The organism is Campylobacter sp. CN_NE2 (assembly GCF_027797465.1).
In the GTDB taxonomy this organism is placed as follows: domain Bacteria; phylum Campylobacterota; class Campylobacteria; order Campylobacterales; family Campylobacteraceae; genus Campylobacter_B.
This window is the reverse complement of record NZ_CP115608.1, coordinates 479,675-506,398: the sequence shown is the minus strand read 5'-3', so window position 1 is coordinate 506,398 and position 26,724 is coordinate 479,675. Positions and strand designations below refer to the sequence as shown.

At 34.1% G+C, this 26,724-nt stretch carries 18 protein-coding genes; 12 read left to right on the top strand and 6 right to left on the bottom strand.

Annotation, left to right across the window (positions count from 1 at the left end; genetic code table 11):
* Positions 1-55 precede the first annotated feature (55 nt).
* Positions 56-5,188 carry an alpha-2-macroglobulin family protein gene (locus PF028_RS02440; RefSeq protein WP_270861158.1) on the bottom strand — a complete coding sequence of 1,711 codons (5,133 nt, stop codon included), beginning with the start codon at positions 5,186-5,188 and terminating at the stop codon, positions 56-58.
* Positions 5,189-5,261: 73 nt separating this feature from the next.
* Positions 5,262-7,439, bottom strand: coding sequence for a penicillin-binding protein 1C (gene pbpC, locus PF028_RS02435; RefSeq protein WP_270866832.1), 2,178 nt, complete (start codon positions 7,437-7,439; stop codon positions 5,262-5,264).
* Positions 7,440-7,503: 64 nt separating this feature from the next.
* On the opposite strand from pbpC, the gene PF028_RS02430 reads away from it, so the two are divergent.
* The 4 genes from PF028_RS02430 (at position 7,504) to PF028_RS02415 (ending at position 12,205) form a co-directional block, all read left to right on the top strand.
* Positions 7,504-9,531: an ATP-dependent helicase gene (locus tag PF028_RS02430; RefSeq protein ID WP_270866833.1), complete on the top strand. Its 2,028-nt coding sequence runs from the start codon at positions 7,504-7,506 to the stop codon at positions 9,529-9,531.
* Between the two features lie 85 nt (positions 9,532-9,616).
* Complete coding sequence (locus PF028_RS02425) at positions 9,617-10,186, top strand: low molecular weight protein-tyrosine-phosphatase (protein ID WP_270866834.1); 570 nt, start codon at positions 9,617-9,619, stop codon at positions 10,184-10,186.
* Between the two features lie 105 nt (positions 10,187-10,291).
* Positions 10,292-10,843, top strand: a complete 552-nt coding sequence (locus PF028_RS02420; protein ID WP_270861154.1) for a cytochrome c3 family protein — start codon at positions 10,292-10,294, stop codon at positions 10,841-10,843.
* 15 nt (positions 10,844-10,858) lie between these two features.
* Complete coding sequence (locus PF028_RS02415; RefSeq protein ID WP_270861153.1) at positions 10,859-12,205, top strand: multiheme c-type cytochrome; 1,347 nt, start codon at positions 10,859-10,861, stop codon at positions 12,203-12,205.
* A gap of 349 nt (positions 12,206-12,554) precedes the next feature.
* Here the strand turns inward: PF028_RS02415 and PF028_RS02410 are convergent, their stop codons facing one another.
* The 3 genes from PF028_RS02410 to PF028_RS02400 form a co-directional block, all read right to left on the bottom strand.
* Positions 12,555-13,793, bottom strand: a complete 1,239-nt coding sequence (locus PF028_RS02410; protein WP_270861152.1) for an ArsS family sensor histidine kinase — start codon at positions 13,791-13,793, stop codon at positions 12,555-12,557.
* The gene (locus tag PF028_RS02405) at positions 13,790-14,476 is read right to left on the bottom strand and encodes a response regulator transcription factor (protein WP_270861151.1); all 687 of its coding nucleotides are present in this window, start codon (positions 14,474-14,476) and stop codon (positions 13,790-13,792) included. Before PF028_RS02405 ends, PF028_RS02410 begins: the two co-directional genes overlap by 4 nt.
* A 102-nt stretch (positions 14,477-14,578) precedes the next feature.
* Entirely contained in the window at positions 14,579-15,994 is a 1,416-nt protein-coding gene (locus tag PF028_RS02400) for a Do family serine endopeptidase (RefSeq protein WP_270861150.1), read from the bottom strand.
* 176 nt (positions 15,995-16,170) lie between these two features.
* Here PF028_RS02400 and PF028_RS02395 point away from each other — a divergent pair, with 176 nt between their 5' ends.
* The 6 genes from PF028_RS02395 to gatB all read left to right on the top strand — a co-directional run bounded on the left by PF028_RS02395 (position 16,171) and on the right by gatB (position 21,673).
* Positions 16,171-17,061, top strand: a complete 891-nt coding sequence (locus PF028_RS02395) for a J domain-containing protein (protein ID WP_270861149.1) — start codon at positions 16,171-16,173, stop codon at positions 17,059-17,061.
* 10 nt (positions 17,062-17,071) lie between these two features.
* A complete protein-coding gene (locus tag PF028_RS02390) occupies positions 17,072-17,449 on the top strand; it encodes a heat shock protein transcriptional repressor HspR (protein WP_270861148.1) in 378 nt (125 codons plus the stop codon).
* A 14-nt stretch (positions 17,450-17,463) separates the two neighbouring features.
* Positions 17,464-19,104 carry a cation:proton antiporter gene (locus PF028_RS02385; protein WP_270861147.1) on the top strand — a complete coding sequence of 547 codons (1,641 nt, stop codon included), beginning with the start codon at positions 17,464-17,466 and terminating at the stop codon, positions 19,102-19,104.
* A 194-nt stretch (positions 19,105-19,298) separates the two neighbouring features.
* Complete coding sequence (locus tag PF028_RS02380) at positions 19,299-19,982, top strand: F0F1 ATP synthase subunit A (protein ID WP_270861146.1); 684 nt, start codon at positions 19,299-19,301, stop codon at positions 19,980-19,982.
* Positions 19,983-20,064: 82 nt separating this feature from the next.
* Complete coding sequence (locus tag PF028_RS02375; RefSeq protein ID WP_270861145.1) at positions 20,065-20,202, top strand: hypothetical protein; 138 nt, start codon at positions 20,065-20,067, stop codon at positions 20,200-20,202.
* Positions 20,203-20,254: 52 nt separating this feature from the next.
* Positions 20,255-21,673 carry an Asp-tRNA(Asn)/Glu-tRNA(Gln) amidotransferase subunit GatB gene (gene gatB / locus PF028_RS02370; RefSeq protein ID WP_270861144.1) on the top strand — a complete coding sequence of 473 codons (1,419 nt, stop codon included), beginning with the start codon at positions 20,255-20,257 and terminating at the stop codon, positions 21,671-21,673.
* A 54-nt stretch (positions 21,674-21,727) separates the two neighbouring features.
* Here the strand turns inward: gatB and lolA are convergent, their stop codons facing one another.
* Positions 21,728-22,240 (bottom strand): LolA-like outer membrane lipoprotein chaperone, encoded by a 513-nt coding sequence (gene lolA, locus PF028_RS02365; protein ID WP_270861143.1) that lies wholly within the window; start codon positions 22,238-22,240, stop codon positions 21,728-21,730.
* Positions 22,241-22,361: 121 nt separating this feature from the next.
* Between lolA and secA the strand changes: the two genes are divergently transcribed.
* Together secA and PF028_RS02355 are read left to right on the top strand one after the other, a co-directional pair.
* Positions 22,362-24,989, top strand: coding sequence for a preprotein translocase subunit SecA (gene secA / locus PF028_RS02360; RefSeq protein WP_270861142.1), 2,628 nt, complete (start codon positions 22,362-22,364; stop codon positions 24,987-24,989).
* A 39-nt stretch (positions 24,990-25,028) separates the two neighbouring features.
* A complete protein-coding gene (locus tag PF028_RS02355) occupies positions 25,029-26,642 on the top strand; it encodes an LTA synthase family protein (protein WP_270861141.1) in 1,614 nt (537 codons plus the stop codon).
* Positions 26,643-26,724: the final 82 nt, after the last annotated feature.

Genomic DNA, 26,724 nt, shown 5'->3' with positions numbered 1-26,724 from the left:
ATATTTTAAAGTGAATTTTGGCGAAAATTTATTTCGCCAAAATTTATAAATTTTTTCACTCGCTAACCTTAAATTTAAGCATTTCTAGGTCGTAGTCGTTTAAGCTTTCATCTTGCATATATTCGGCTTTTACAGCAGGAAGCGAGCATTCGCCGCTTATGACGACATTTAGCGGCGTAAAAATGGTAATCTCGCGCGTAAAATCATTTGGAAAATAAAGCACTCTATCGAAAAGATATTCTTTGTGGTTAAATTTGGCTTTATCTTGCGTAAATTTTGTGCGAGTGCTAGGATAAAGTCTTTCATTTACCGTTTCAAAACAGCTACTAACGGCTTCATCGATAGCTAAATTTCTCACCCAAAAATTCGAATAAACCTTAATTTTAGAAAAAATTCTATCGCCGACTTTTAGGCTATTTAGATCTACTTTTTTGCCGTTCGTATCGGTGAATTCTCTAAAAATTTTAAGCTCGGGATTAAATTTTGCAAAAGGTTTATCAAATTCGCTAGGATCGAAATCCTTGTGTTTTAAAGGCACTTTTTCATAACCAAATGATAAAAGTGAATAAAATACGCCTTTTTCATCTTTTGGCATAATCGAAATTTGAGGATTTTCAAGAGCAAATTGCCTTGAAATTTGAGCACTGAATTCATCTATTTTTCCGTCAAATTCAAGTGCAAAATTCGCCTTTGTATCGCCATTTTTAAAATATTCATCAAAAGCTCTGACTATAAAAGCTCTTTCTTGCGTGCTTTTGATATTTTCAAAATTATTTGTTAAATAGTCTATAAAACTTAGCGAATTTTGGTTTGGCTCTAATGTCAAGGCATGGACAAAAAGCGCAAAAGCGATATTTCTATAACTGCTATCAAAAACAACATCATCAAATTTACCAATATCGTTTAATTGCGAATTTATTTTTTGCAAAACAATATCAAATTCTTTTTGCATATTATTTGTTTTTAAAATGTGCGCCATCATATAGCGACTATGCAAACTTACATCGTAAATAAGGTTATCAAACATAAAATTTATCTCGCTTACCGGTAGCTGTTTGTGGCGATTTAAAATAAAATTTGCATAGGTTTTTAAAAAGTTATTTTTGAAATTTGTTTTCAAATATCTAAATATCAGTTTGCGTTGATTTTCGCCGATGAAATTATATTTTTCATCAAATTCTAGCAAAATATCAGCTGCATAAACCGAAGCATACTCGTTTGTATGCCCGTAAGCCGACCAGTAGCCAAAACTGCCGTCATTTTTAAGACGAGAAATAACTACCCTTGCGTTATCTTTGATTTTATCTAGCGTTGTGGCGTTTTTATCTCTTTGATAAAGATGATTTAGCGCGACCATTTTTGAAGTGATTTGCTCGGTGCAACCATACGGATATGAGTTTAAATCATGCACAAAAGAGATTGCATTTGGCGTTGCCGAAACATTTACAAAGGCGTTTTTATAGCTTTCATCGCCTAGATTTAAATCTATTTTTGACTTTGCAAAGCCTGATTTGAAAAATTTACTTGCAGGGAATTGCGAAATAACGCTAAATTTGAGTTTGTTTTTATAGATTTTATCTTTATCTTGGACTATAAAATTTAAACTCGCATTTCCTAAATCACGCGCATTTAGGCTGAATTTTTCATGCGAATTTGAAAGAGCTTTAAGGTTTATATTTTTATTAAATTCTCCAAGGTTTAAATTTGGCGAATTTTCAATTTTTAGCGTTAAATTTTTATCCGAATTTGTCGTATTCATAAGCGTTAAAGAAAAATCAATCTTATCATTTTTAACCAAATATGTAAGCTCGGAAGGTTTTATAACCACTTCGTCTTTTATGTCGATATATGAATTTGTAGAATTTATCGTGTTATCATCGACACTTAGGGCTGAAATTCTAACTTTTGAATTAAAATTGCTTGGGAATTTTAGTTCAAATTCAGCCGTTCCTTGTTCGTTTGTTTTTCCGCTTTTCATAATGACAAAAGAGCGTTCCTTGCGTTTTTGCACAGGACTTGCATCTCGCTTCATGGCAGCGAAATTTGCCATAACCATATCGCCGCCGAATTTAAGCTCATCGGCATTAGTAAAATATGTGCTTAAATCATTGTAAATATCATAATATCGCATTGCAAAATAAATCGGCGTATCAAAAGCCTTAAAAGCGTCTAGTTCTTGCTGGTTGATGATATTTAAAATTCCCATATCCGCGGCAAATAAAACAACTTTTGAGTTTGGTTCTGCGCTTACTATTATCTTTGTTGTTTCGCCGTTTTTGCTTGATTTATCGTGAAATAGCGAAATAGGGGATTTATGAGATGAGTTATCGACTTTTACTGCTAAATTTGCAAATGTTCGTAAAGGCGCATTTGTAGGCGTTGCAGGGCGGAAAATAGAAGCTGAGATATGACCGCCTGTGAAGTTTTGCGGAACTTTTAGCTCAAATTCGCCACTGCCTTGTTTGAACTCTTTTACGACAAAATCAGCAATATCATCGCTAACTAACGAAACGCTTAAAATTCCATTTTCAATCGGCGAATTTATAATACCTTTTATGATTTCTCCCGGTTTAAAAGAGGTTTTTTCTAGCACTATTTTTGCCGTTGTTATGGATTTTGCATCAAGTTTGCCATAGTATCCCCAGCCGCTAACATCGACTTTGATACTAGCGCTACTTCCGCTTAGATAATCATGAGCTACAACCAAATAATCGCCACCGCTTTTAAATTTATAATCAAATTGCGAATTTTTAGTTTTAAAACTATCCATAAGTACGAAATTTAGCTGTTCTGCGTAATAATCTCCATTAAAAACATAATCGTAATCTTTTTTGTAAATTTCAATATCAATTTCACCGGAAATTGGCTTTTTAGCCGCGCTATCTAGTAAAATAGTTTGAAAATTTACACTATCATCTGTTTTTGTAAAGCGTTTGTTTGCGCTAATGCCGATTATGTTTTTATACGGAAAATAGGCAACATCTTCATAAGCATTTACCATTTTTCCGCCGTCATTGACGCTGAAATTTAGCAAAATATCATAAGCATTTGATACATTTTGATCTTGCAAAGGTGCGATGATTAGCTCTTTTTCGCCGTTTTTATCAAGTCTAAAAAATATATTTTCAAATTCGGTATTACCGGCTTTTTGCAATAGCTCATTTTCAAATGAAAAATCTTTATATTCATCGAATTTAAGCTTTTTATCAAACATTGTAGCGATTAAATTTCCGTCCATATCGCTACTTGGAGCGCCCAAAAGGTAGTTAGATACGGCTTTTATTTTTATAAATTCATTTCCAAAATACTCTTTTTTATCCGTTATAATGTCGTTTTTAATGCGATTTGGAATAAAATTTTCAACGCTAAAATTTTTACTTGCTATAATTTTGTTTTCGAAAATAGCGTCAATGCGATAAATTCCTGTCATCTCGCCCATTTTTTCATCGATTTCAACAACACCAAAATCATCGGTTTTAACGCCTTTGCTTAGAATTTCTATATTTTTTGGATCAAAAATGCGTAATTTTATCGGAACGCCTTTTATGGCAGAAAAGTCGCTATTTTTTAGTATAAAAACGCCCTGAATTTGCTCGTTTGGATTGATTAAATCACTAGCTAGATACAAAAAGCTTCGTTTTAGATTTTTTGTCGGCTCAGACTCCATAACGGCATTATTAAAAATCAAAAATGCACTTTCTTTGCCGTTTTGAATAAAAATCGATTTTGGTTTTTTATCCAAAAAATCTTTATCACTAATCTTTAAAATTCCGTTTTTATCGGTTTTGTCGTTATAAATTATTTCGTTAGTATCAGAATAAATCAAAACATTTGTTTTTGGCAGAATTTCGCCCGAACTTAGCCTTGAAGTCAAAATCAAAATTCCGTTTTGACTAAGTGTGGCAGTCGCGCTAATATCGCTTAAATATACGATTTTATCGATAGTTTTTAGCTCTTCTCCGTCTTTATAAGCGACTGAAATTTTGTAAATTCCGTCCGTATAACCTTTGAAATCAAAATTTATTTTTCGCTCGATAACTTCATTTTTTGCCCCGCCGATGTCGAATTTTTGGCTTAAAATTTCTTTCGTGTATGGGTAGGCGTTGTCATCAAAATTTAAAAAATATCGCAAATTTTGATCCAAAAGTTTTGAGATCATAACGCTGATTTCATTTAAATTTGAAGCTTTAAAGCTCACAACTGCCGACTTTGGCACGAATTTTTTCTCATCAGAAAAAGCGATAAAAGGTTTTCTATCTTGTGTTAAAATTTTAAAGTTCAAATCTTCTCTAAGTAGAGTATAATTATCCCCAAATCCCCTTAACAGCGTGATTTCATAATTTTCATTTGGCAAAAATTCATCGCTTTTTATGTCTATATAGTAGTTTGCGTTTTGAGGAATTTGCTCTTTTATACTCTCATCATGGCGATAATATCCGCAATATGACGGCTCGGAAATGCTAAAATTCGAAACACCTTTTATGCGAACAAATTTGCTAGATGCTCTAAGCCAGTCTTTGAAATAAAGCCTAATGCCTAATTTTCCGTCATCATAGCTATATCCGGTAGCTGAAACTTCTGTCAAATTTATGGCGTTTTTATTATCTACAAACGGTTCTTCGTCGGTTTTTAAAATCTTACCTGATTTGATTTTTACGCCGAATTTAGATTTCAAAGAATTAGAAATCTCAACGGCGATTTTATCCATTTTAGCGTTATAATCGATAAAAAATGTCTTGTAATCAGCTGTGCGAATTTCATGCGTTATATCGTTTTTTGCCAAATTTTCCATTTTATATACAGTTAAATTTGATTTCAGCTCATCAATATCGACAAAATCGTTAAATTTGGCGACAACTAAACCACTTTTTATTTTGCGAAATTCGCTTAGTCCAAACGAATTTGTAGAAAAGCTAAATTCGCCGCCGTCCGGAAGCGAACAATTATACTTTTTTCCTGCTATTAACGGAGTTTTTGGATAAAATTTGATTGTCCTAATTTCGCCGTTATCGATAAATTCGTAAGTTCCGTTTATTTTGGGTTCGCATTTAAAAATTTCATCTTGTGTGATAGAAAATTTTTTATCCATGAAAATATCGCTAAATTCGATATAGTTTCCCTTTTGCATCACGCTCACACCAAAAGCCATGCCACATAAAAACGGCAAAATCAAAATTTTTTTCAACATTTTTTTCTCCGTAGTTTTATTTGAATTTTAAAATTATATATCTTCAATGCTTTTTTATGAATAAATTTGGAAATTATTCGGTAATTTCGAAGTTTGCGCGGGTTAAATTTGAATAATTATCAAGGCATTTAACGATATGTTTGCCTATACTAAATTCCTTAAAAAACGGCTTTGAATTTGGTATCTGTGTGTAATTTCCATCGTCAAATGAGATAAAAATTTCATCGCCAAAAATCGCCGTACAGTGAATTTTTAAATTTATTTTTCCGTCCGTTAAAGCTAGAAACTTTTTTTCATTAATATCGTTTAAAATAGGCTTTAAGCTTTTAAATTTAGCACCACAATGCCCATTTTCAAGTTCTTTTGTATCTAAAAAATTATTTTTCAAAAGATAAAAAAGCTCTTCGTTTTTGTAAATTTCGCAACTTAAATTTCTATCTACACCTTCTATGACAAAATCTTCTTTTTCGTCTTTGCAGCTATTTTCATAGTAAAAATCGGTGCAAATTTTGTGTTTTTGGATACCTTGTGGCTGGTTAAAATTTGAAATTTCATAATTTTTATCCAAATAATCAAACATATTAAAAGCAACCCGTGCTGCGCTTATTCCGCCACTTAAATCGTTTGTTTTGCTTCCGTCAAAATTCCCAAGCCAAACGCCAAGCGTGAATTTTGGCGTGAGAGCTACCGTATAAAGGTCTTTTGCGCCTGCACTTGTGCCTGTTTTAAACATTAAATTTGGCTTATTTTCGGTATTTTTCCAAACTGAATTTAGGTAACTTCGCGGGGCATTTTCTAGCATTTTTGTAACCAAATACGCGCTTTGTGGAGTTAAAATTTGCTCGTTTTTCCCTATGATACGACCTGCTATTTCAAGCGGTTTTAGCTTTCCGTCCTTTGCAAACACGCTATAAAGGTGAGTTAAATCCAAAAGTGAAAGCGAAATTCCACCAAGAGCGATACCTGCACCATAATATGCTTCATCAAAATCGGTTAAATTCGCCTTTTGTAGAGTGTAAAAAAGCGAATTTTTTCCTAAAATTGAATTTAATTTTACGGCAGGAATATTTAACGAAAAGCCCAAAGCATCGGTTGCAGTGATGATGCCGTAAAATTTTTCATCATAATTTTTTGGAGTGTAGTTGCTAAAATAAAGCTCGGTATCAACTAGCTTTGTTAGTGGCGTTATAATACCCATTTCTAGGGCTTTTGCATAGATAAATGGTTTTAGCGTTGAGCCTACATTTTTTGATGATTTTACGCCGTCGTTTTGCCCGAATTTTGCATTTAAATCGTGGCTTCCGGCGTAAGCTATAACTTGCATTTTTTCGTTATCGATTAGCACGGCTGCACCGTTTGCAACGCTTTTTGATTTTAAATTTTCAATCTCATTTTTTAAAAAATTTTCTAACGCAGTTTGAATTTGCAAATCTAAATTTGCCTTTTTTACGCCGTTTGTAAAGGCCAAATTCGCATAATGCACCGCATTGTTTGCATAAGCTAGTCTTGTATTTTCAAATGGCTCATTTATGGCTCTTATTTTTTGGTTTTCATCGATTATTTTACCCTTGTAAAGCTCGGTTATAAGGCGGTTTTTGAGCTTATTAACATTTGAAATTCTATCCAAGCGATTTTTATTTGGATTTTTTGGGATTACGCTTAAAAGCGCACTTTGAGCGATACTAAGTTCGTTTAAATTTTTACCGAAATAAAAATATGCCGCCGTTTTAACCCCTTCGATATTTCCGCCATAAGGGGCGAGATTGAAATACATTGTCAAAATTTCATCTTTTGTGTAGTGAAATTCAAGCTGAAAAGCATTGAAAATTTCGATTATTTTATTTGCATAGGTTCGCTCTTTTGGGTTCATCATTCGCGCTACTTGCATTGTGATTGTCGAACCGCCTAATCTTTGTGTAGAATTTTGCGTAAAATTATACGCAAAAGCCCTTAAAAGCGAGAAAAAATTTACGCCGAAATGGTTATAAAAATGTCTATCTTCAAAAAACAAAACGCTTTGTTTGAGATTTTGTGGGATTTCACCCAAGTTTGCATAAAATCGCCAAATGTCGTCTTTTGCGATTTTCATATTTATGATTTTATCGTTTCTATCAAGTAAAATTTGACTTTTTGGCTTGTTTAACATTTCCAAATTTAACGGAAATAATCTATCTAAAATCAAAAAACTGCCAAAACATAAAGCCAAAAAAATCAAACAAATTTTTGCAAATTTTAAAACTATTTTTTTCATTTTGTCATTATAAAAGAAATTTAATGAATTTAAGCTATAATTTGGCTTTTTTATAAGGATTTTTATGGACGCACTTTCGAAACTAAATACTGAGCAATACACAGCAGCAACAGCCCCAAAAGGCTATAATCTAGTAATCGCAAGTGCAGGCACAGGCAAAACATCGACTATCGTTGCTAGGATTGCGCATTTACTAAATTTAGGAACGAAACCTGAAAAAATCCTGCTTTTAACCTTTACAAACAAAGCAGCAAGCGAGATGATAGCTAGACTTTCGCGTCATTTTGATAAATCTATCACTTCAAAAATCGTAGCTGGCACTTTTCACGCAGTATCTTATACGCTACTTAGCAAGCTTGGCAAGGGCGTAGTTTTAAAACAACCAAGCGAACTTAAAACGCTATTAAAAAGCCTAGTTGAAAGGCGAAATTTTCATCATATAAGCGACATTAAACCCTACGGCGGGGCATATTTATACGATATTTACTCACTTTTTCAAAATAAAGAAATGAGCGCAAATTTTAGCGACTGGTTTGCTAGAAATTACGAAGATCAAGCCGAGTTTAGCGAAATTTATGAAGATATTTTGCGTGAATTTGAAGAAGAAAAGGCTAAATTTAATTACGCTGATTTTAACGATATTTTAATAAAAATGCGAGACGAGCTAAGAAATGGTGCGAAACTCGAATTTGACGAAGTTTTGGTCGATGAATATCAAGACACAAATTCGCTTCAAGGATCACTTATAGACGCTTTTGATCCAAAAAGTCTATTTTGCGTGGGGGATTTTGATCAAAGTATTTATGCGTTTAACGGCGCAAATATCGACATTATCGGCTCTTTTGGCACTCGTTATAAAAATGCAAAAATTTATGCGTTAAACATAAATTATCGCTCATCTTCTGCGATTTTAGCCCTTGCAAATAAAGTCATCGCAAACAATCCGCGTTTGTATGAAAAAAAGCTAATCGTCGGACGAGATGGCAAATTTGCTTCGCCAAAACTATTTATATATGATGAAATTATGGCACAATACGCAAGTGTGGCAAAATCTATCTCAAATTCGCCGTTTTCGCATGAAAATATAGCGATAATTTTTCGAAATAATTCATCGGCTGATGCGGCAGAAGTTTCGCTTAAAGAGCTTGGAATTTCGTGCAAACGAAAAGGCGGGATTAGCTTTTTTGAAAGCCGTGAAATCAAGGCTTTTATGGATATTTTTGGAATTTTGGTAAATCCAAAAGACATAATGGCATTTATCAACACTTGCGAATTTGCTCGTGGCGTTGGAAATGCCGTAAGCAAGGAACTTTTTGACGCTTTTATGCTTTTGGGGCATGGAAGCATTTTGCAAGGATTTATGCACCCTGATGAGAGCGTGAAAATTTTTGAGAAAAAGAGAAAAAATATAGGTCTTGGACTTTTTGAAGACATCGATACTATCGGCTCCGTAAGCCGTTTTAGCGAACTTGGTTTTGATGAATTTTTTAAAAGTCACCCGATTTTAAAATATAACAAGTTAAGTAGTGACGGGGCGGTATTTTTATATGAAATTTACAAACTTTTCAAAAAAGTCGGCACTAGCCAAAAATCGCTTAACATTTTAACTGAAATTAAAAATTCGCAAATTTTTGCTAGTATCGCCACGCAAATAGCGACAAAAAGGGCGACTTTAAAAAACGGTAAGGTCGATGAAGATAGAAAAAAAGAAGAGAATGAGCGAATTTATAATAAAGTTGCGATTTTAAATGAAATCGCCGTAAAATATGCAAATGCCGAGAAATTTTATAACTTTTTAACAATGGGTTCAAAGGAAATGAGCGAGGGCGAAGGTGTGAATTTGCTAAGCGTTCATGCCAGTAAGGGTTTGGAATTCGATCAAGTTTTTTTGGTTGATTTAGCACAAAATCGCTTTCCAAATTCGAAGCTAATGGCTATTGGCGGCAGCTTGGACGAAGAAAGACGGCTTTTTTATGTCGCTGTTACCAGAGCAAGGGACGAGTTGGTTTTAAGCTACGCAAAATTTGATAAAATTCGCAAAATTTCATACGAACCAAGCGTGTTTTTAAAAGAAGCAGGAATGGTAAAGTAGGGCAAATTTACTAAATTTGCAAAATTTTTTTTTAAGCTAAATTTAAAGCAAATTCTAAAATAAATTTGAAAATAGGAAAAATTTGATGAAAAAGATACTATTTATTTGTCACGGAAATATTTGTAGATCGCCGATGGCTGAGTTTGTGATGAAAGACTTGGTTGAAAAAGCAAATTTAACTGATGATTTTTTTATAAATTCGAAGGCAACGAGCACCGAAGAAATCGGCAATGGTGTGCATTATGGCACGATAAATGAATTAAAAAAACATGGCATTAAAATTTATCCACACACAGCTACGCAAATCAAAAAAGATGATTATCAAAATTTTGATTTTTTGATATGTATGGATAAAAATAATATTCGTAACCTTTCCCGCATTATGGGAACTGATGTAAATAATAAATTTTTTTTGTTACTAGAATTTTCAAATTTAGATAATAATGAAAATGTAACACAATTTATCAAAACACAACAAAATGCAAATGAAAATAAATGCAGTTTTAATGACAATTTACGACAAATTTTAACTCAAAATAATTCGAATTTGAATTTAGAAATTGATGATCCGTGGTATAGCGGAAACTTCGCTAAAACTTATATTGACATTAAAAAAGGCTGCGAATCATTATTAAAAATTTTGAGAATGATTTGAAAAAATAAAAAAAATTTGATTTTTCTCATTTGTTTTTACCCCAAAATTTGGTATAACTCGCAAAATAAATTGTAACAAAATACCTAAATTAAAAAGGACTTAAATTTGAAAACCTCAAAACTTTTAATCTTTTTGGTTTTTATACTTGGCGGTTTGATTGGTCTTGGTATTGCATTAGCGAGTGCCGAGATGATTCATAAAACAGGAGATGACAAATTTTGTAGTAGTTGCCATGTCATGGAGCCTATGAGAGATTCTTATTTGCAAGATACTCATGGCGGAAATAACGCAATGGGCGTAAAAGCAGAGTGTGTAAGTTGCCACTTGCCACACGATAGTGTTTGGAATTATACATACAAAAAAGCCATGAACGGCATTAGCGAAGCTTGGCAAGTTGCGTTTTCGGATCCTGAAAATAACGACTGGGAAGCAAATCGTAGAAATAAAAAAGAATTTGTTTATGATAGCGGTTGTATGAGTTGTCATGAAAATGTCAAAAATGCAACAGCTTCAAATATGAAATCATTTTTACCACACCGTGATTATTTTAACGGCATTTCAAATAAAACTTGTGTCGAGTGTCACGAAAATGTTGGTCATAAAAATTTAGGCTTTCATTTAAAAGAGAAATTTAGTAAAGTAGAAAACACCAAGTAAAAGAAAGGAGAGAACATGTTCAAAAAGATTTTCTTGGCAGTTGCCTGTTTGTCCGTGATGTGTTTTGCGGAAAATGTAGGCGATGTAAATCTTATGAAGGGCATGAAAGTTGATCGAAAACTTTCTGCTCAGGCGGTTGAGTGTATCGAGTGCCATACAAAAGAGAGTCCGGGCATTGTAAATGACTGGAAATCTTCTCGTCACGCTCATGCTGGTGTAAGTTGTGTTGATTGTCACAATGTCCCTGCGGACAATCCAATGGCAATCAAAGCTGCTCACCCAAAAGATAGCACTAACCATGTAAGTATGTTGGTTAGTTCAAAAACTTGTGCGAAATGTCACGAGAAAGAGGTTGCTGAGTTCAACCAAAGCGGTCACGCAAGAGGCGGCGTTCAAATGTTCGCTAAAAAGCCTATGCTTGAACTTATGTATCACTATGAAGGTGCAGATCACCCTGATTTAAAAGATGCTCCTGCGATCACAGGCTGTATCCAATGTCATGGTTCTGTTATCAAAATGGATAGCGCAGGAAAGCCTCTAAAAGAGACTTGGCCAAATTTTGGTATCGGTACTGCATATCCTGACGGCGGAATCGGAAGCTGTGTTGCTTGCCATAGCAGACATAAATTTGACATAGTAGAAGCTAGAAAACCAGAAGCTTGTGCTTCATGTCACTTAGGACCTGATCATCCAAACATTGAAATTTTTAACAATTCAATGCACGGACATATCTACAACACAGAAGGCGACAAATACAAATTTGACAGCGCACCTGATACATGGGATGTTCCTGATTATAGAACTCCAACTTGTGCAGTTTGCCACATGTCAGGTATCGGTGAGCTAAAAACTACTCACAATGTTAGCCTTCGCTTGAAATGGAACCTATGGGCTCCGCACAGCAATCAAAGAAGCGGTGGATTTGACACTGCTGCAAAAGAGTGGGCAGAGGGCATGAAATTAACAACAGGTAATGCTCTTGCTGGTCACCCAGACGGTGCTGATGCAGGTAGAAAAGAGATGGCAATGGTATGTAAATCATGCCATACAAGCACATTTACAACTAACTTCTTTGAAATGGGTGATAAACATGTAATGCTTTATAACTTCTATCACGATGAAGCTATGAAAATGCTAAATGAGCTAAAAGAGAAAAAACTTCTCAAAGATGATGAATGGAGTGATGAATTCCAAAGAGCATACTACTACTCATGGCACCATGAAGGTCGCCGTATGAGAATGGGTGCGATGATGGGTGCTCCTGACTATGCTCACTGGCATGGTGTATTTGATGTTCAACAACAAATCAGAAAAATGAGAACTATTTACCAAAAACGAATTGAAACTGGTAAAATAGAATAATCTGATTCTTGTCGGATAAATTTGCAGGCGTCGCTATTTGGCGACGCCTTTTTTATTTTAAATTTTTAATTGTACTCTAATTTCTATGAATATATTAAAATTATGTTGTCATTTTTTAAAAAAATTATGTTTTACTTTTACTTTGTTACTTTTTTGCTCACAATAATATAATTTTATAATTTTAGGTAAAGTTAAAAAAGAGATCTAACAGTTTAAAATATAAAATCCAAATTTAAAAATTCATTGCTTTTTTAAATTTAAGAAAAAATTTTTTATTTAAAGGTAATAATATTATAAATAGTAAAGTAAATATAGTTCGATGCTTATTCGGATAATTAAAATATTTATGTTAGAGTATAATACTACTACTAATATTTTCAAAACTAAAAATATTTTCGCCGTTTTCGTGGCGATATGTTAGCTCTAAGCCGTGAGCTTTTAAGATACTATCTACGATATAAAGTCCAAGCCCGAAGCTTTGTTTGGCATTTTCGCCTTTCGCAAAAGGTTCTATATAAAATTTAAAATCCTTACTTAGTGGCTCTCCGCTTGTGATAAAATCTAAGCATTTTGCATTTGCGACTATGCGAATTTTTTTATCGCTACCATATTTTAAGCCATTGTCTATGATATTTTTAACGGCGATTGAAAATAGCTTAAAATCGACATTTATACTAAGTTTGAGTGGATTTTCTAAATTTACTCTCTCTTTGTCACACATTGCTAAATCAATGGCTTCATTTACTATATCTTCAACGCTACAATCTATAAAATTATCTAAATTTATGCCAGAAGTCGCCCTTTCAACAGCGGCAAATTCGTTAATCAAGCTTTCCAATCTTTCAAAAACCGAAATCAAACGATCTTTGTTTTTGCTTTCTTCTATCATCTCGGTTGCGATTCGTCCCTTTGTAATGGGCGTTTTAAGCTCGTGCATAATGTTTCGCAAAAACAAATGCCTAGATTCATTTAATTTTTTAATCTGCATAACCGAATCATAAAATGCCTTTGAAACATCGGAAATTTCGTTATTTCCAACGCTAACATCTTTTATATTTAAATCGCCGTTAGCAAATTTATTAATCTCTCTTTTTAGTTTGCGAAGTGGTTTGATTTTTCGTATCGTAAAGATATAAGTTACCAAAAGTGTAATTAAAACGGCAAAATAAACCAGCCTAAAAAAGTCATAACGATAAGGTTGATACTCTGAATCATAAAGTAAAATAAGCTCATTTTTTCGTTCGATTTTTAAATAATGTTTTTTTTCAAAATATAAAATAGCTCCTGAACCCAAGCTTGTTGCCATTTCGTATAAATTTTCGCTTTTAGTTAAAACTTCATTTTTTGTTGGTTCGTCCTGGACTTCGGGAATTTTAAAATTTTGCATTTGGCGTTTAAATTCGCTCTCGCTGATTAAGTTATTCATTTTATAAAGATATAAATTTGTTACGATTTCATAGCGAGTATTTAACTCTCTACGGTAGTTTTCTTTGTCGTATCCGATAAGCCACCAAAACATTATCGAAATAGCCACGATAGCCAAAACAAATATGAAAGTTATCGTAAAAAATATCGAATTTCGTCTCATTGGATTAGTTTGTATCCTACTCCGCGAATAGCGTGGATATATTTTGGATTTTTTGGATCTTCGCCGAGTTTGTGGCGAATTCGTCCGATGATGACATCTATGCTTTTAATAGTCGAATCTTCATCGATTGAAGCGCAGTTATAAATAAGCTCTTCTCGTGTGATTGCGCCACCTTCTTTTTTTATTAAATAGCGTAAAATGTCATATTCTGCAACCGTCAAATTTATCTCTTTGCCTTTTAGGGTTATGATATGTTCGAATTCATTTAGCACCAAATCTTTATTTTGCGGTGCCAAATTTGACGCTACGCCTAAACTTTGTTGGCGGCGGATATGACTTTTTATCCTAGCTAGTAACTCTTTTGGATCATAAGGCTTTGGCAGATAATCATCAGCGCCAAAATCAAAAGCATTTATTTTATCGGTTAAATCGTGTCTTGCGCTTGAAATGATAATCGGTATATTGTTTGTTTTGCGAATTTCTTTGCAAACTTCAAGTCCGTCCATACCCGGCAAAGTCAAATCCAAAATAATCAAATCAAAATTTTCTAGCTTTGCTCTTATTTTAGAAAGTCCGACATAAGGATCTTCTACGATAGTAACTTCCATATCAAAAGGGGTTAAATAATCAGATAAAATCTCGGCAAGCTCGGTATCATCTTCAATCATTAAAATTTTTATCATTGTTTTTCCTTTTTTGGGCTTGATTATAGCAAAATAAGGATTAAATTTGAATTTGTAAGAAATTCGGAGCAAAAATTCGCTCCGAATTAGTGTAAATTTGGATTATTTTATAACTAAACCTTGTGGAATTCTATTTCTAATAACCCAAACAAGGGTTTTTTGACCTTTGTAGTCTCTTACAAGCTTATTGAAATCTTCGATATTTTTTACATCTTTTTGACCGATTTGGATGATAACATCGCCGGTTTTAAAGCCAAATTCTTCTGCTTTTGAATCGTCTTCAACGCCAGTTACCAAAACTCCGTTAATATCGCTATCAAGGCGATATTTTTGGCGAAGCTCATCATTTAGATTGCTAAGTTTAAGTCCGTCAATCGCGCTTCCACCTTTGGTGCCACTACTTTTTTCATCGCCACTCATACTATCTAGCTTGATTTTAGCTGTTTTCATAGTTTTGTCGCGCTCAAATTCGACTTCGATTGTTTTATTTGGCGGCATTGAGCCGATTAAATTTTTTAGTTCATTTGAATTTTTGATTGTTTTATCATCGACTTTTGTTATCAAATCGCCTCTTTTGATACCTGCTTTATCGGCAGGAAGATCTTTTTCAACACCTACGATAAGAGCACCTTCTGTGTTTTTATAAATTTCTTTTTGATCTTTTGTAAGATCGCCTATCATAACGCCGATATAGCCGCGTTCGATTTTGCCGTCGCTAATTAATTTTTGTGCAACATCTTTTACCATATTTGACGGGATTGCAAAGCCTATGCCGTTATTTCCGCCGCTTCTGCTAAGAATAGCTGAATTTATGCCTATTAATGCGCCACGACTATCGACTAACGCACCACCTGAGTTGCCCGGATTTATCGAGGCATCTGTTTGGATAAAATTTTCATATTGATTTAAGCCGATATTATTTTTATTTAGTGCTGAAATTATGCCTTGCGTAATCGTTCCGCCCACGCCAAAAGGATTTCCGATAGCAAAAACAATATCGCCTTCCATTAAGTCGTTTGAATTTGCAAATTTGATAGCTGAAAGATTTTTTTCTTCTATTTTGATGATCGCTAAATCGGTCTTAGAATCTGTGCCGATGATTTTGGCTTTATACTCTTTGTCATTATCAAGCAAAGTTACCAAAACTTCGTCTGCGTTTTCTACGACATGGTTATTTGTGACGATATATCCGTCATTTGATATAATAACGCCTGAACCAAGAGAGCTTGATTTTCGCTCACGCTGTGGCATATCAAAACCAAATCCGAAAAATTGTTTAAAAAACGGATCGTCAAACAGCTCGCTCATCGGGTGTTGAGCTGATTTTAGCGTTTTACTTGTCGAGATATTTACGACCGATTTTTTGGCTTCACTTATTGAACTATGAAAAGATAGCACTACATCGCCGTTGTAAGCCGGATTTAGTCGATCAAATTTGCTCGGAGCTTCGTTAAAATTTATACTAGCACCAAAAAGCAAACCGGCTGTCAATGCTGAAAACATAATAATTTTTTTCATTAAATTTTCCTTATAAAAAATTTTGGTAAATTATATTTTTTTTATCAAAATATTTTTTTAATGAATTCTAATTTTTTTCCCAAATTTAAAGCAAATTTAGTTTAAACTTGATTGACATAGACTAAACTTTTATGATAAAATATATGTAATAAATTTACAAAAATAAAGGAAGGAAAATGGCTGATAATAAAAGCCTTTACGATACTTTGGGCGTTTCAAAGGACGCAAGTAGCGAAGAGATAAAAAAAGCTTATCGCAGACTTGCTAGAAAGTATCACCCAGATATAAATAAAGAAGCAGGTGCAGAAGATAAATTTAAAGAGATAAACGCGGCGTATGAAATTTTAAGCGATGAAAATAAACGAAAACAATACGACACTTATGGCGATAATATGTTTGGCGGACAAAATTTCGGTGATTTTGCACGAAGTGCTGGAAATATGGACGACTTAAACGAAATTTTAAAAAATATTTTTGGCGGTGCATTTAGCGGTGGTTTTAGCAGTGGTGGAAGTTATCGCAGTAGCGGCGGATTTGGCGGATTTGATTTTGGCGGTTTTGGTAGCGAAAATTTAGATATAAATGCAAATTTAAGCATACCTTTTGAAACTGCCGTTTTAGGCGGAGAAAAAGAAATTTCCATAAATAATCAAAATATCAAAATTCGCATTCCAAGCGGAGTAAATAACGGCGAAAAACTGCGAATTCGTGGCAAGGGCAGGGTTTCAAGCAGAAACGGAAATGTCGGCGATATAATTTTAAGTTTAAATATTGAAGAAAGTAGCGAATTTAAAAGGCAAGACGATGATTTGTATAAAAATATCGAAATTCCGCTTAAAACTGCACTTTTTGGCGGTAAATTTGAAGTAGAAACTTTTAAAAAACCAGTAACCATAAAAATCGCACAAAATACAAAAAACGGACAAAAAATTCGCCTAAAAGGCTACGGTGTGCAAAATCGCAAAAGCAAAATTTACGGAGATTTGTATTTGGTTGTAAATGTGGTTTTGCCAAATGTCGATGAACTTGATAGTGAAGTTCGAAAAATTTTAGAAGAAAAGCTTTAAGGAGGCTAAAATGCAAGGATATGATGAGCCTGTTTATCTTATAAGCGTTGTGGCAAAGGTGCTAAATTTGCACCCGCAAACGCTTCGTCAGTATGAAAGAGAGGGTTTAGTCGAACCCGGTCGCACAGAGGGAAAAATGCGACTATATTCGGAGCGAGATATTGATAGAATAAAAATGATTTTGCGTTTGACAAAGGATTTGGGTGTAAATTTAGCGGGAGTTGATGTGATTTTGCAACTAAAAGAAAAGATTGATGAATATGAAAAAATCATCGATGAATTAAGAGCTGAGCTTGATAAATTTAACTCATCAAATTCACGCAAAAATCAGCTTGTCAAGCGAAAAAGTAGTTTTGATTTGATTTTTTTTGAAAGCGAAAAAGAGTAAATAAAGAGTAGGGTATGGAAATTTTTATCGAACTTTTTCTTATTGTTACTGCATTGGCTGTTGTTTTAAATGTGATTTTTAAGGCATTTGATATTCCTACGATTATCGGTTATATAATAGCCGGAATTTGCCTTTCACAAATGGCAAATATCACTCACACAAAGATTATTCATGCAGAAGAAATAGTTCATGTCGCCGAATTTGGCGTAGTTTTTTTGATGTTTACTATCGGGTTAGAATTTAGTTTTAAACATTTAATGAGTATGAAAAAGGAAGTTTTTTTTAACGGCTTTCTTCAAATGTCCGCTTGTGGTATAGTTTTTTCTATGTTGATAGAAAATTTCTTTGATATAAATATCAAAACAGCCGTTATAGTGGGGTTTGCACTCGCGCTTTCATCGACCGCGATTGTGTTAAAAATACTAAACGATACAAAAGATATAAATCAAAATTACGGCAGAAAAGCTCTTGGAATTTTGCTTTTTCAGGATTTAGCTGTAATTCCTATTTTGCTTATGATTGATATTTTTGCAAGTGCTGATAATACGCCTGTAAATTCACTCATTTTTAAAACTGCCGTAAGTGCAACTATCGTTTTGCTTTTACTTTTTGTTTTGGGAAAATTTGTCTTTAACAAAGTCCTTTATTTTGTCGTTAAAACCGAATCAAAAGAGACATTTATAGCTACAATTTTATTTATCGTTGTAGGTGCTAGTTTTTTAGCTCATATTTTTGGGTTTTCTTACACTTTGGGCGCATTTATCGCAGGAATGCTTATTGCAGAAACCGAATACAAGCACCAAATGGAAGCCGATCTTATCCCATTTAGGGATATTTTACTAGGTCTATTTTTTATCACAATCGGTATGCAGATAAATTTCGACACTATTTTAAATCATTACGGTATGATTTTGGTTTTAATCGTGCTTACAATGGCAATAAAAACAGGCGTTGTTTATGCGATTTTGATTTTGGCTAGTAAAAAGCGAGTTGCCTTAAAAGCGGCACTTTCGATTTGTCAAATCGGCGAATTTGCATTAGCGATTTTTGCGATTTTGATTTCAAGAAAGATGATTTCTGGCGAACTTGGGCAAATTTTAATCACCGTCGTAGTTGTAACTATGATTTTAACGCCGTTTATACTAAAAAATTTAAGCCGCCTAGCAAATCGCATAGAAAGCGAAGTTGAAGGGCTTGATGAAGATATTGGTTTTGATTTATCAAATTTAAAAAACCATATCATAGTTGCAGGATACGGACGCATAGGACAAGAAGTTGTGCGAAGATTGCAAAGTGGCGGATTAGAATATGCCGTCATCGATAGCGATGTCGAACTTGTGCATTTAGGACAGAGTAGGGGAGAGAAAATTTATTTTGGAAATTTAACACAAAAATCAACGCTTGATGCGTTAAATGTAAAAGAAGCAAGTGCGATAATTTTAACCATTTCAAACGAACAAAAGTTGGAACTCGTGGCAAAAATGATAAATTCTATGAATTTAAAAGCTGATGTCATAATTCGTTACACAGGAATTGGCAGAAAAAAAGAGCTTGTGGGTGAATTTGGCGAAAATTTTGTCTTTATAAAAGAAGAACGAGCAGTTGCAAACGCCCTTATAAACGAAGCTTTGCAAAGTAGAATGAGTAAAATTTAAATTTGCTAAATTTTTTTCTTAAATAGAACAAATACGCCTTTAAATAATTAAATTTATACAAACATTCGGATTTTTTCTGAATGTTTGCATGTCTAATTGCATAAAGAAATCGCAAATTTATCAAATTTTTAAATGAAATTTAATCAAATAAAAGATAGAATAACAGCTGAATTTTTTACTTTTAAAGGCTTTTTATGTTAAAAGATATGTTTCTTTTTGCGGGTAGTTTATTTACTTACAATCACACTTTTATCTACATTTTTCACCTATTGTTGGCTGTGGCGATTATCATAGCGATTGCGTATTTTTCGACTAGATCTATGCAGCTTGTTCCACGCGGTATCCAAAATGTAACCGAAGCTTATCTTGGCGGTGTTTTGAATATGGGAAAGGATACAATGGGAAATGAAGAACTAGCTAGAAAATATTTGCCGTTAATCGCAACTATCGGTCTGCTTGTATTTGTGGGAAATGTTATGGGTATAATTCCTGGTTTTGAATCTCCGACTTCAAGCCTAAATTTAACCCTTGCTTTGGCGCTTTGTGTGTTTGTTTATTATCATTTTGAAGGTATTCGCAAAAACGGAATCGTAAAATATCTAAAACACTTCATGGGGCCTGTTGCGGTTTTGGCTCCGTTAATGTTTGTTGTTGAAATCATCTCTCATTTTTCACGCATTATTTCGCTTTCTTTCCGACTTTTTGGAAATATCAAGGGCGATGATTTATTTCTATTAGTTATGCTTTCTTTGGTTCCTGCTTTTATACCAATGGTTCCGTTAGCATTGCTAACATTTATGGCGATTTTGCAGTCTTTTATTTTCATGGTTTTAAGCTATGTTTATCTAGCGGGTGCTGTTGTGATAGATGAGCATTAATCTCAAATTTAAAAGAAATTTTCTTTATTTTATATTAGGTGCATCGTGGGGGATTTTCTTTCTCGGTGCATTTTATTTTTTTATGCATTTTTTACCTTTTGGACTTAAATTTCTCTTTGCTTGCACGCTTCCTGGCATTGTTTTAATAGTGATTTTATCGCTTATAATCGATGTTTTTGATTTAAAACACAAAGATGAAAGTTCCGAGTGGGAAGAGTAAATTTAGGCAAAAAGTTGTAAAATGTCGCAAAAATTTTTGAAAAAGGTTCGTTATGTTTGAAACTATAATCGGTTTAGAAGTTCATTGTCAGTTAAATACTAAAACTAAGATTTTTTGTTCGTGTGCTACTAGCTTTGGCGAAAAGCCAAATACAAATGTTTGTCCGACTTGTCTAGCACTGCCGGGAGCTTTGCCTGTGCTAAATAAAGAAGCAGTTATTAAAGCCATTAGCTTTGGCACAGCCATAAATGCGACCATAAATGAAAAAAGTGTTTTTGATAGAAAAAACTATTTCTACCCTGATTTGCCAAAAGCATATCAAATTTCGCAATTTACCGTGCCGATTGTAGAAAACGGCGAACTTTTTATCAATATCGACGGAAATGAAAAACGCATAGGTATCACAAGAGCGCATTTAGAAGAAGACGCAGGCAAAAACAGCCACGAAGACGGACGAAGTTTGGTTGATCTAAACCGCACAGGAACGCCGTTACTTGAAATCGTAAGTGAGCCCGATATGCGTTCTAGCGATGAAGCTGTGGCTTACTTAAAAAAACTGCACTCGATTTTACGCTTTTTAAACATCAGCGACGCAAACATGCAAGAAGGATCTTTTCGCTGCGATGTAAATGTTAGTATTCGCCCAAAAGGTGATGATAAACTCTACACTCGCGTTGAAATTAAGAATTTAAATTCATTTAAATTTATCCAAAAAGCCATAGAATATGAAGTAAATCGTCAAATTTCAGCTTGGGAAGACGGCAAATACGACGAGTTAGTTTATCAAGAAACTAGACTTTTTGATACGAATAAATTTGCAACCAAATCAATGAGAAGCAAGGAAGATAGTGCAGAATATCGCTATTTCCCTGATCCTGACTTGCTAACGGTTATCATAGACGATGATATGATGAAACAGGGAAAGCAAATCCCAGAACTGCCTGATGAAAAGAAAATTCGCTATGTCGAGAAACTTGGCATTAAACCAAAAGATGCAGAAGTTATCATTTCAACCTATGAAAATGCAAAATATTTTGAAGATTTGATAAATGCAGGATTAGAGCCAAAACTTTGCGTTACTTGGTTGAGTGTGGAGCTTCCGGCTCGTCTTAAAAACGGTATGACTATCGAAAATAGCCCTGTTGATAGCAAAAAAATGATTTCTCTTTTGGGGCGAATTAGCGACGGCACAATCAGTCAAAAAGCGGCAAAAGATGTGCTTGATTTCTTGATGGAAAATGATGAAAGTGTCGATAGTGTTATCGAAAAACTTGGCTTAAAACAAGTTAACGATGACGGCGCGATAATCGCTATAATAGACGCAGTTTTAAGCGCAAACGCGGACAAAGTCGCAGAATATAAAAGCGGAAAAGATAAGCTTTTTGGCTTTTTTGTAGGGCAGGTTATGAAGGAAGGCAAGGGAGCATTTAATCCTAGCAAGGTTAATGAGCTTTTAAAAGCGAAATTATAAAATTTTAAGAATTTTTTGGAGAGATTTTAAATCTCTCCAAATATTTTAAAAAATTTACTGCGAAATTATGTCAAAATTTTGTGGAATTTCAGGGATCAATAAAGCTTCATTTACTTTTTGATCTTTTTGTGTCCCAGAAAGCGTGATTTCGACTTTGTTATCTAGTTTGTCTGTGTATTTTATCGTGTGCGGAAGCTCGTTTTTTAGCTCGATCTGATAGGTTACATCATCAAATTTAGCTTCATAAATTCCATTTTTATTTGGCTTTGCATTTGCCAAAATTTCGGTTAAATTTGGCGTGTTTTTTATCGTTGTGATTATGGCTTGTTCAAGGTCCGGCTCGATAACGACAACGCGATCAAAACTAAAATAAATATCCTTTAAATTTGGGCTTTCGTAATGCCAAAAAGCATTGGTTCTTGTGGCGATAAAGTTTCCTGCGTATTCGATTTTGGCTTCTTCGCTTGTTACGCTTTGTTTGAAATTTGAGCTAAGCGTTTTAAATTCAAGCGGATTTGCCACGATAAAACTTGCTAAAATCGATAAAGATAGGATAAATTTTTTCATTTTATCTCCTTTAAATTTGAAAATTTTGCATATTATAGCCATTTTTTGTGAGTATTTAATTAAATAAAAAATAAAATTGTGTTAAAATACCAAGTTAAATTTTTACAATACAAGGTGAATTATGATTAAATCAGTTATGCGTGGAATTTTTGGCACACAAAATGATAGAGTTGTTAAACGATATGCCACAAGAGCTTTACAAATAAATAAACTTGAACCAAAATATGAAAAAATGAGCGATGACGAGCTTCGCGGAGTTTTTAATGAATTTAAGGCAAAAGTCCAAGCAGAAGAAATTTCAATAGATGAAATTTTATACGATGTTTTTGCTATCGTGCGTGAAGCTTCAAAGCGAAGTTTAGGACTTCGCCACTTCGATGTTCAGCTAATAGGCGGTATGGTTTTGCACGACGGAAATATCGCAGAAATGAAAACCGGCGAAGGAAAAACGCTTGTTGCAACGCTTCCTGTTGTGCTAAATGCGATGACAGGCAAGGGCGTTCATGTCGTAACCGTAAATGACTATTTGGCAAAAAGAGACGCCGAGCAAATGGGCGTTTTGTATAACTTTTTAGGTCTTAGTGTCGGCGTTATCGTAGGCGGCGAATACGACGATACAAAACGCAAAGAGGCTTATAACTGCGATATAACTTACGGCACAAATAACGAATACGGCTTTGATTATCTGCGTGATAATATGAAATTTAGCAGCGAAGATAAGGTTCAAAGGGGACATAATTTCGTTATCGTCGATGAAGTCGATAGCATTTTGATTGACGAAGCTAGAACACCGCTTATAATCTCAGGTCCAACCAATCGCACACTTGATGGCTATATCAAAGCAAACGAAGTTGCAAAACAGCTAGTCCGTGGCGAAGCACCGCTTGATCCAAAAGAAAAACCAACTGGCGATTTTGTCGTAGATGAAAAAAATAGAACAATCTTACCAACCGAAAGCGGAATTTCAAAAGCGGAAAAGCTTTTTGGCGTAGATAACCTTTATAGCCTTGAAAATGCCGTTTTGAGCCACTATTTAGATCAGGCTTTAAAGGCAAATTATCTTTTTGAAAAAGATGTGCATTATGTTGTTAGAGACGGCGAAATCGTAATCGTCGATGAATTTACAGGTAGATTAAGCGAAGGACGCCGTTTTAGCGAAGGTTTGCACCAAGCGCTCGAAGCCAAAGAAGGCGTTGAAATAAAAGAAGAGAGCCAAACCCTAGCCGATATTACATTTCAAAACTATTTTAGACTTTATGAAAAACTAGCCGGTATGACAGGAACTGCTCAAACAGAAGCGACTGAATTTTCTCAAATTTACAAACTTGAAGTTGTTTCGATCCCTACAAATGTGCCTGTTATTCGCAAAGATCAAAACGATTTGATTTATAAAACAGAAGATGAAAAATTTGAAGCCGTGATAAATGAAATAAAAAGATTGCACGAAAAAGGTCAGCCTGTGCTTGTGGGAACTGCAAGTATCGAAAAGAGCGAAAAACTGCATAGTCTTTTGGTAAAAGAGAAAATTCCGCACTCCGTGCTAAATGCTAAAAACCACGAAAAAGAGGCGCAAATCATCGCAGAAGCCGGTGCAAAAGGCGCAGTAACGATCGCAACAAATATGGCAGGACGGGGCGTTGATATTCGCATAGACGATGAAGTGCGAAATTTGGGCGGTTTGTATATTTTAGGTACCGAACGCCACGAAAGTAGGCGAATAGATAATCAGCTCCGTGGTCGTTCAGGTCGTCAAGGCGATCCGGGCGAGAGTAGATTTTTCCTAAGTTTAGAAGATAATTTGCTTCGAATTTTTGGTAGCGACAAAATCAAAAATATCATGGATAGGCTTGGGCTTAAACACGGCGATAGTATCGAATCAAAAATGGTTACAAGGGCTGTTGAAAATGCGCAAAAGAAAGTCGAGAGTTTGCATTTTGAAGCTAGAAAACATATCTTAGAATACGATGATGTCGCAAACGAACAAAGAAAAACCGTTTATAAATATAGAAACGAGCTTTTAGATAAAGAATTTGATTTAAAAGAGAAAATTCTTTCAAATAGAGATGATTATATCGCAAATTTGCTCGATGAGCTTGAAATTTTTGATGGAGATTCGCAAGAAAGATTTGACTATGAAGCAGTTGCGACAAAGGTTATGAACGAAACAACCGAAGAAATCAGCCTTGAAGATCTAAAAAAAGCGACTGACTATAAAGAGTTAAAAGGTGCGATTTTAGAAACACTTGAAAAATCCTATGAAGAAAAAATGTCGCAAATTGATCCAGAACAACGAAAAAATATCGAAAAAATGCTTTATTTGCAAATCGTAGATCGCGACTGGCGAGAGCATTTGTATCAAATGGATATTTTAAAAACAGGTATCGGTTTGCGCGGGTATAATCACAAAGATCCGCTAACCGAGTATAAAAAAGAGAGCTACAATCTTTTTATGGAACTTGTAATGCGGTTAAAATCTGATAGTGTGCGAACGCTTCATGCTATAAGATTTAAAACACAAGAAGAAATACAAGCCGAGCAAAAAGCCTACGAAGAGCAAATGGCTAGACAAGCAGCAGCCCAAGCAGCCTCAATGAGACAAAATTTAGGCGAAAATTCGGAGCTAAATAATACGCCAAGGCAAAAAAAAGTAGGTCGAAATGAGCCTTGCCCTTGTGGAAGCGGTAAAAAATATAAAGACTGCTGCGGCAAAGGTGGCCCTAAAAAAGGCGTTTTTGCACAAAATGCGTAAAATTTTGCGTAAAATAAATTTCTGAAATAAAGGTTACAAATGAAAAAAATATCTTATTTTGTTACCTTTATTTTTATTTTGCTTTGTGCTATTTTTATCATTAACCAGCGAACAAATTACGGCATAATGTTTGGCGCATTGCAATTTTTGATACTATTTTTGGCTATGTTCGTTTTAAGCGGCAAAGTTTTAAAAAGCGTGAATTTTGCCGGTATTATATTGGTTTCACTCTTTTTTCTTAGCCGAATTTTTATGCACTATTACAAAAGACCACTTTTTTTAAGCGATTTTGTTTTATTTTCTAAGGTAGAAAATTGGGATACGATTTTGCAATACAAAGAACTTATTTTTGTAGTTTTAGCTTTTTTATTTTTGCTTTTATTTGCTATTTTTGGTTATGCGAAATTTAAAAAATTTGGATTAAAAAGTAGGATTTTTAGCCTTATTGTCTTGGTTTTACTTTGTATAATGCATCAAAATTTAATCTCAAACGAGAGAATCAAAAATTCTTGGTTAGCGACTTTTCCTGAACTTAAAGATAAATTTTTCAATTTTTCTATGTCGCTTGGTGCAATCGCCTATAAAAGCCCAAATTTTGGTAATAAATTCGAATATTTTAAAGAAAAAGTAGGGCAAATTCAAAGTTACGAAACTTCAAATTTAAAACCAAATTTGGTTTTGTGGCTTAGCGAAAGCACGATGGACGCTTCGTTATTTAAAGGAAATTTGCCAAAGCTTTCTATGTTTGAAAATTCGCAAAATACCAAATTTAATTCGCTCGTTAGAGTTCATACTTACGGCGGTGGGACATATAAGAGTGAATTTGAAGTTCTAAGCGGATTAAGTCCTGATGATTTTGGAGTTTATTCATCGCTACTTTTTCATAGCGTAGCAGAGCATACAAAGTTTTCTTTGCCAAAAATTTTGAAGCAAAACGGCTACAAAACCATAGTTTTAAACCCTTTTGTGCCGGGAAATTACAATGCAGGCGAAGCGTATAAATTTTTAGGATTTGACGAACAATATCACCCGTTTGATTTAGGCTATGGCGATAAAAAGTCGAATTTATGGCATATTTCAAGCACCGATATGGCGAATTTGGTTAAAAAACTTTTTGAAAAATACGATGAGCCGATTTTTATCTATGTTTTGAGCATGAACGAACACGGACCTTACAACAGGGCAAAATCAATCAAATTTAACCTTGATAAATTCTATGATGAAAAAACAGCTTTACAAATAAGCGATTATTATGAGCGTCAATCTGCTTTAAATGATGCTATTGAGAGCTTGGATAAGTTTTTAGCTAGTAACGAAAAAGAGTATGTTTTTGCATATTTTGGTGATCATCAAGGCGTTTTGGGCTTAAAAGAAAATGATTTTATTTACGACCATAAAAAGCCTTTTGAAATAACAAATTTTGTTGTTCGTGGTTCAAAAGGTATTAAAAAAATTGAAAATCCAAATTTGAGTGAGCTTGGGCTTATGGGTGGTGTTTTGCTAGAACTTATGCAGATTTCGCCTGATGAGTTTTTTAAAGCAAATTTTGCTATGAGAAAATTTTGCGACGGGATTGATGATTGCGCTGATAAAAATCTTTCAAAAGCCTATAAAAGTTATATTTTTGATGATTTAGCTTCGGCAAATAGATAGAATTTCGTAAATTTACATAAATTTGGTAAAATTGCTGTTTTTTAAAATAAATTTGCAAATTTGGCTGGTTTGAGCCAAGTTT

Coding starts and splice junctions, on each gene's coding strand:
- PF028_RS02440 (WP_270861158.1), bottom strand. CDS start 5,188: ATGTTGAAAAAAATTTTGATTTTGCCGTTTTTATGTGGCATGGCTTTT.
- pbpC (WP_270866832.1), bottom strand. CDS start 7,439: ATGAAAAAAATAGTTTTAAAATTTGCAAAAATTTGTTTGATTTTTTTG.
- PF028_RS02430 (WP_270866833.1), top strand. CDS start 7,504: ATGGACGCACTTTCGAAACTAAATACTGAGCAATACACAGCAGCAACA.
- PF028_RS02425 (WP_270866834.1), top strand. CDS start 9,617: ATGAAAAAGATACTATTTATTTGTCACGGAAATATTTGTAGATCGCCG.
- PF028_RS02415 (WP_270861153.1), top strand. CDS start 10,859: ATGTTCAAAAAGATTTTCTTGGCAGTTGCCTGTTTGTCCGTGATGTGT.
- PF028_RS02410 (WP_270861152.1), bottom strand. CDS start 13,793: ATGAGACGAAATTCGATATTTTTTACGATAACTTTCATATTTGTTTTG.
- PF028_RS02405 (WP_270861151.1), bottom strand. CDS start 14,476: ATGATAAAAATTTTAATGATTGAAGATGATACCGAGCTTGCCGAGATT.
- PF028_RS02400 (WP_270861150.1), bottom strand. CDS start 15,994: ATGAAAAAAATTATTATGTTTTCAGCATTGACAGCCGGTTTGCTTTTT.
- PF028_RS02395 (WP_270861149.1), top strand. CDS start 16,171: ATGGCTGATAATAAAAGCCTTTACGATACTTTGGGCGTTTCAAAGGAC.
- PF028_RS02390 (WP_270861148.1), top strand. CDS start 17,072: ATGCAAGGATATGATGAGCCTGTTTATCTTATAAGCGTTGTGGCAAAG.
- PF028_RS02385 (WP_270861147.1), top strand. CDS start 17,464: ATGGAAATTTTTATCGAACTTTTTCTTATTGTTACTGCATTGGCTGTT.
- PF028_RS02380 (WP_270861146.1), top strand. CDS start 19,299: ATGTTAAAAGATATGTTTCTTTTTGCGGGTAGTTTATTTACTTACAAT.
- PF028_RS02375 (WP_270861145.1), top strand. CDS start 20,065: ATGCATTTTTTACCTTTTGGACTTAAATTTCTCTTTGCTTGCACGCTT.
- gatB (WP_270861144.1), top strand. CDS start 20,255: ATGTTTGAAACTATAATCGGTTTAGAAGTTCATTGTCAGTTAAATACT.
- lolA (WP_270861143.1), bottom strand. CDS start 22,240: ATGAAAAAATTTATCCTATCTTTATCGATTTTAGCAAGTTTTATCGTG.
- secA (WP_270861142.1), top strand. CDS start 22,362: ATGATTAAATCAGTTATGCGTGGAATTTTTGGCACACAAAATGATAGA.
- PF028_RS02355 (WP_270861141.1), top strand. CDS start 25,029: ATGAAAAAAATATCTTATTTTGTTACCTTTATTTTTATTTTGCTTTGT.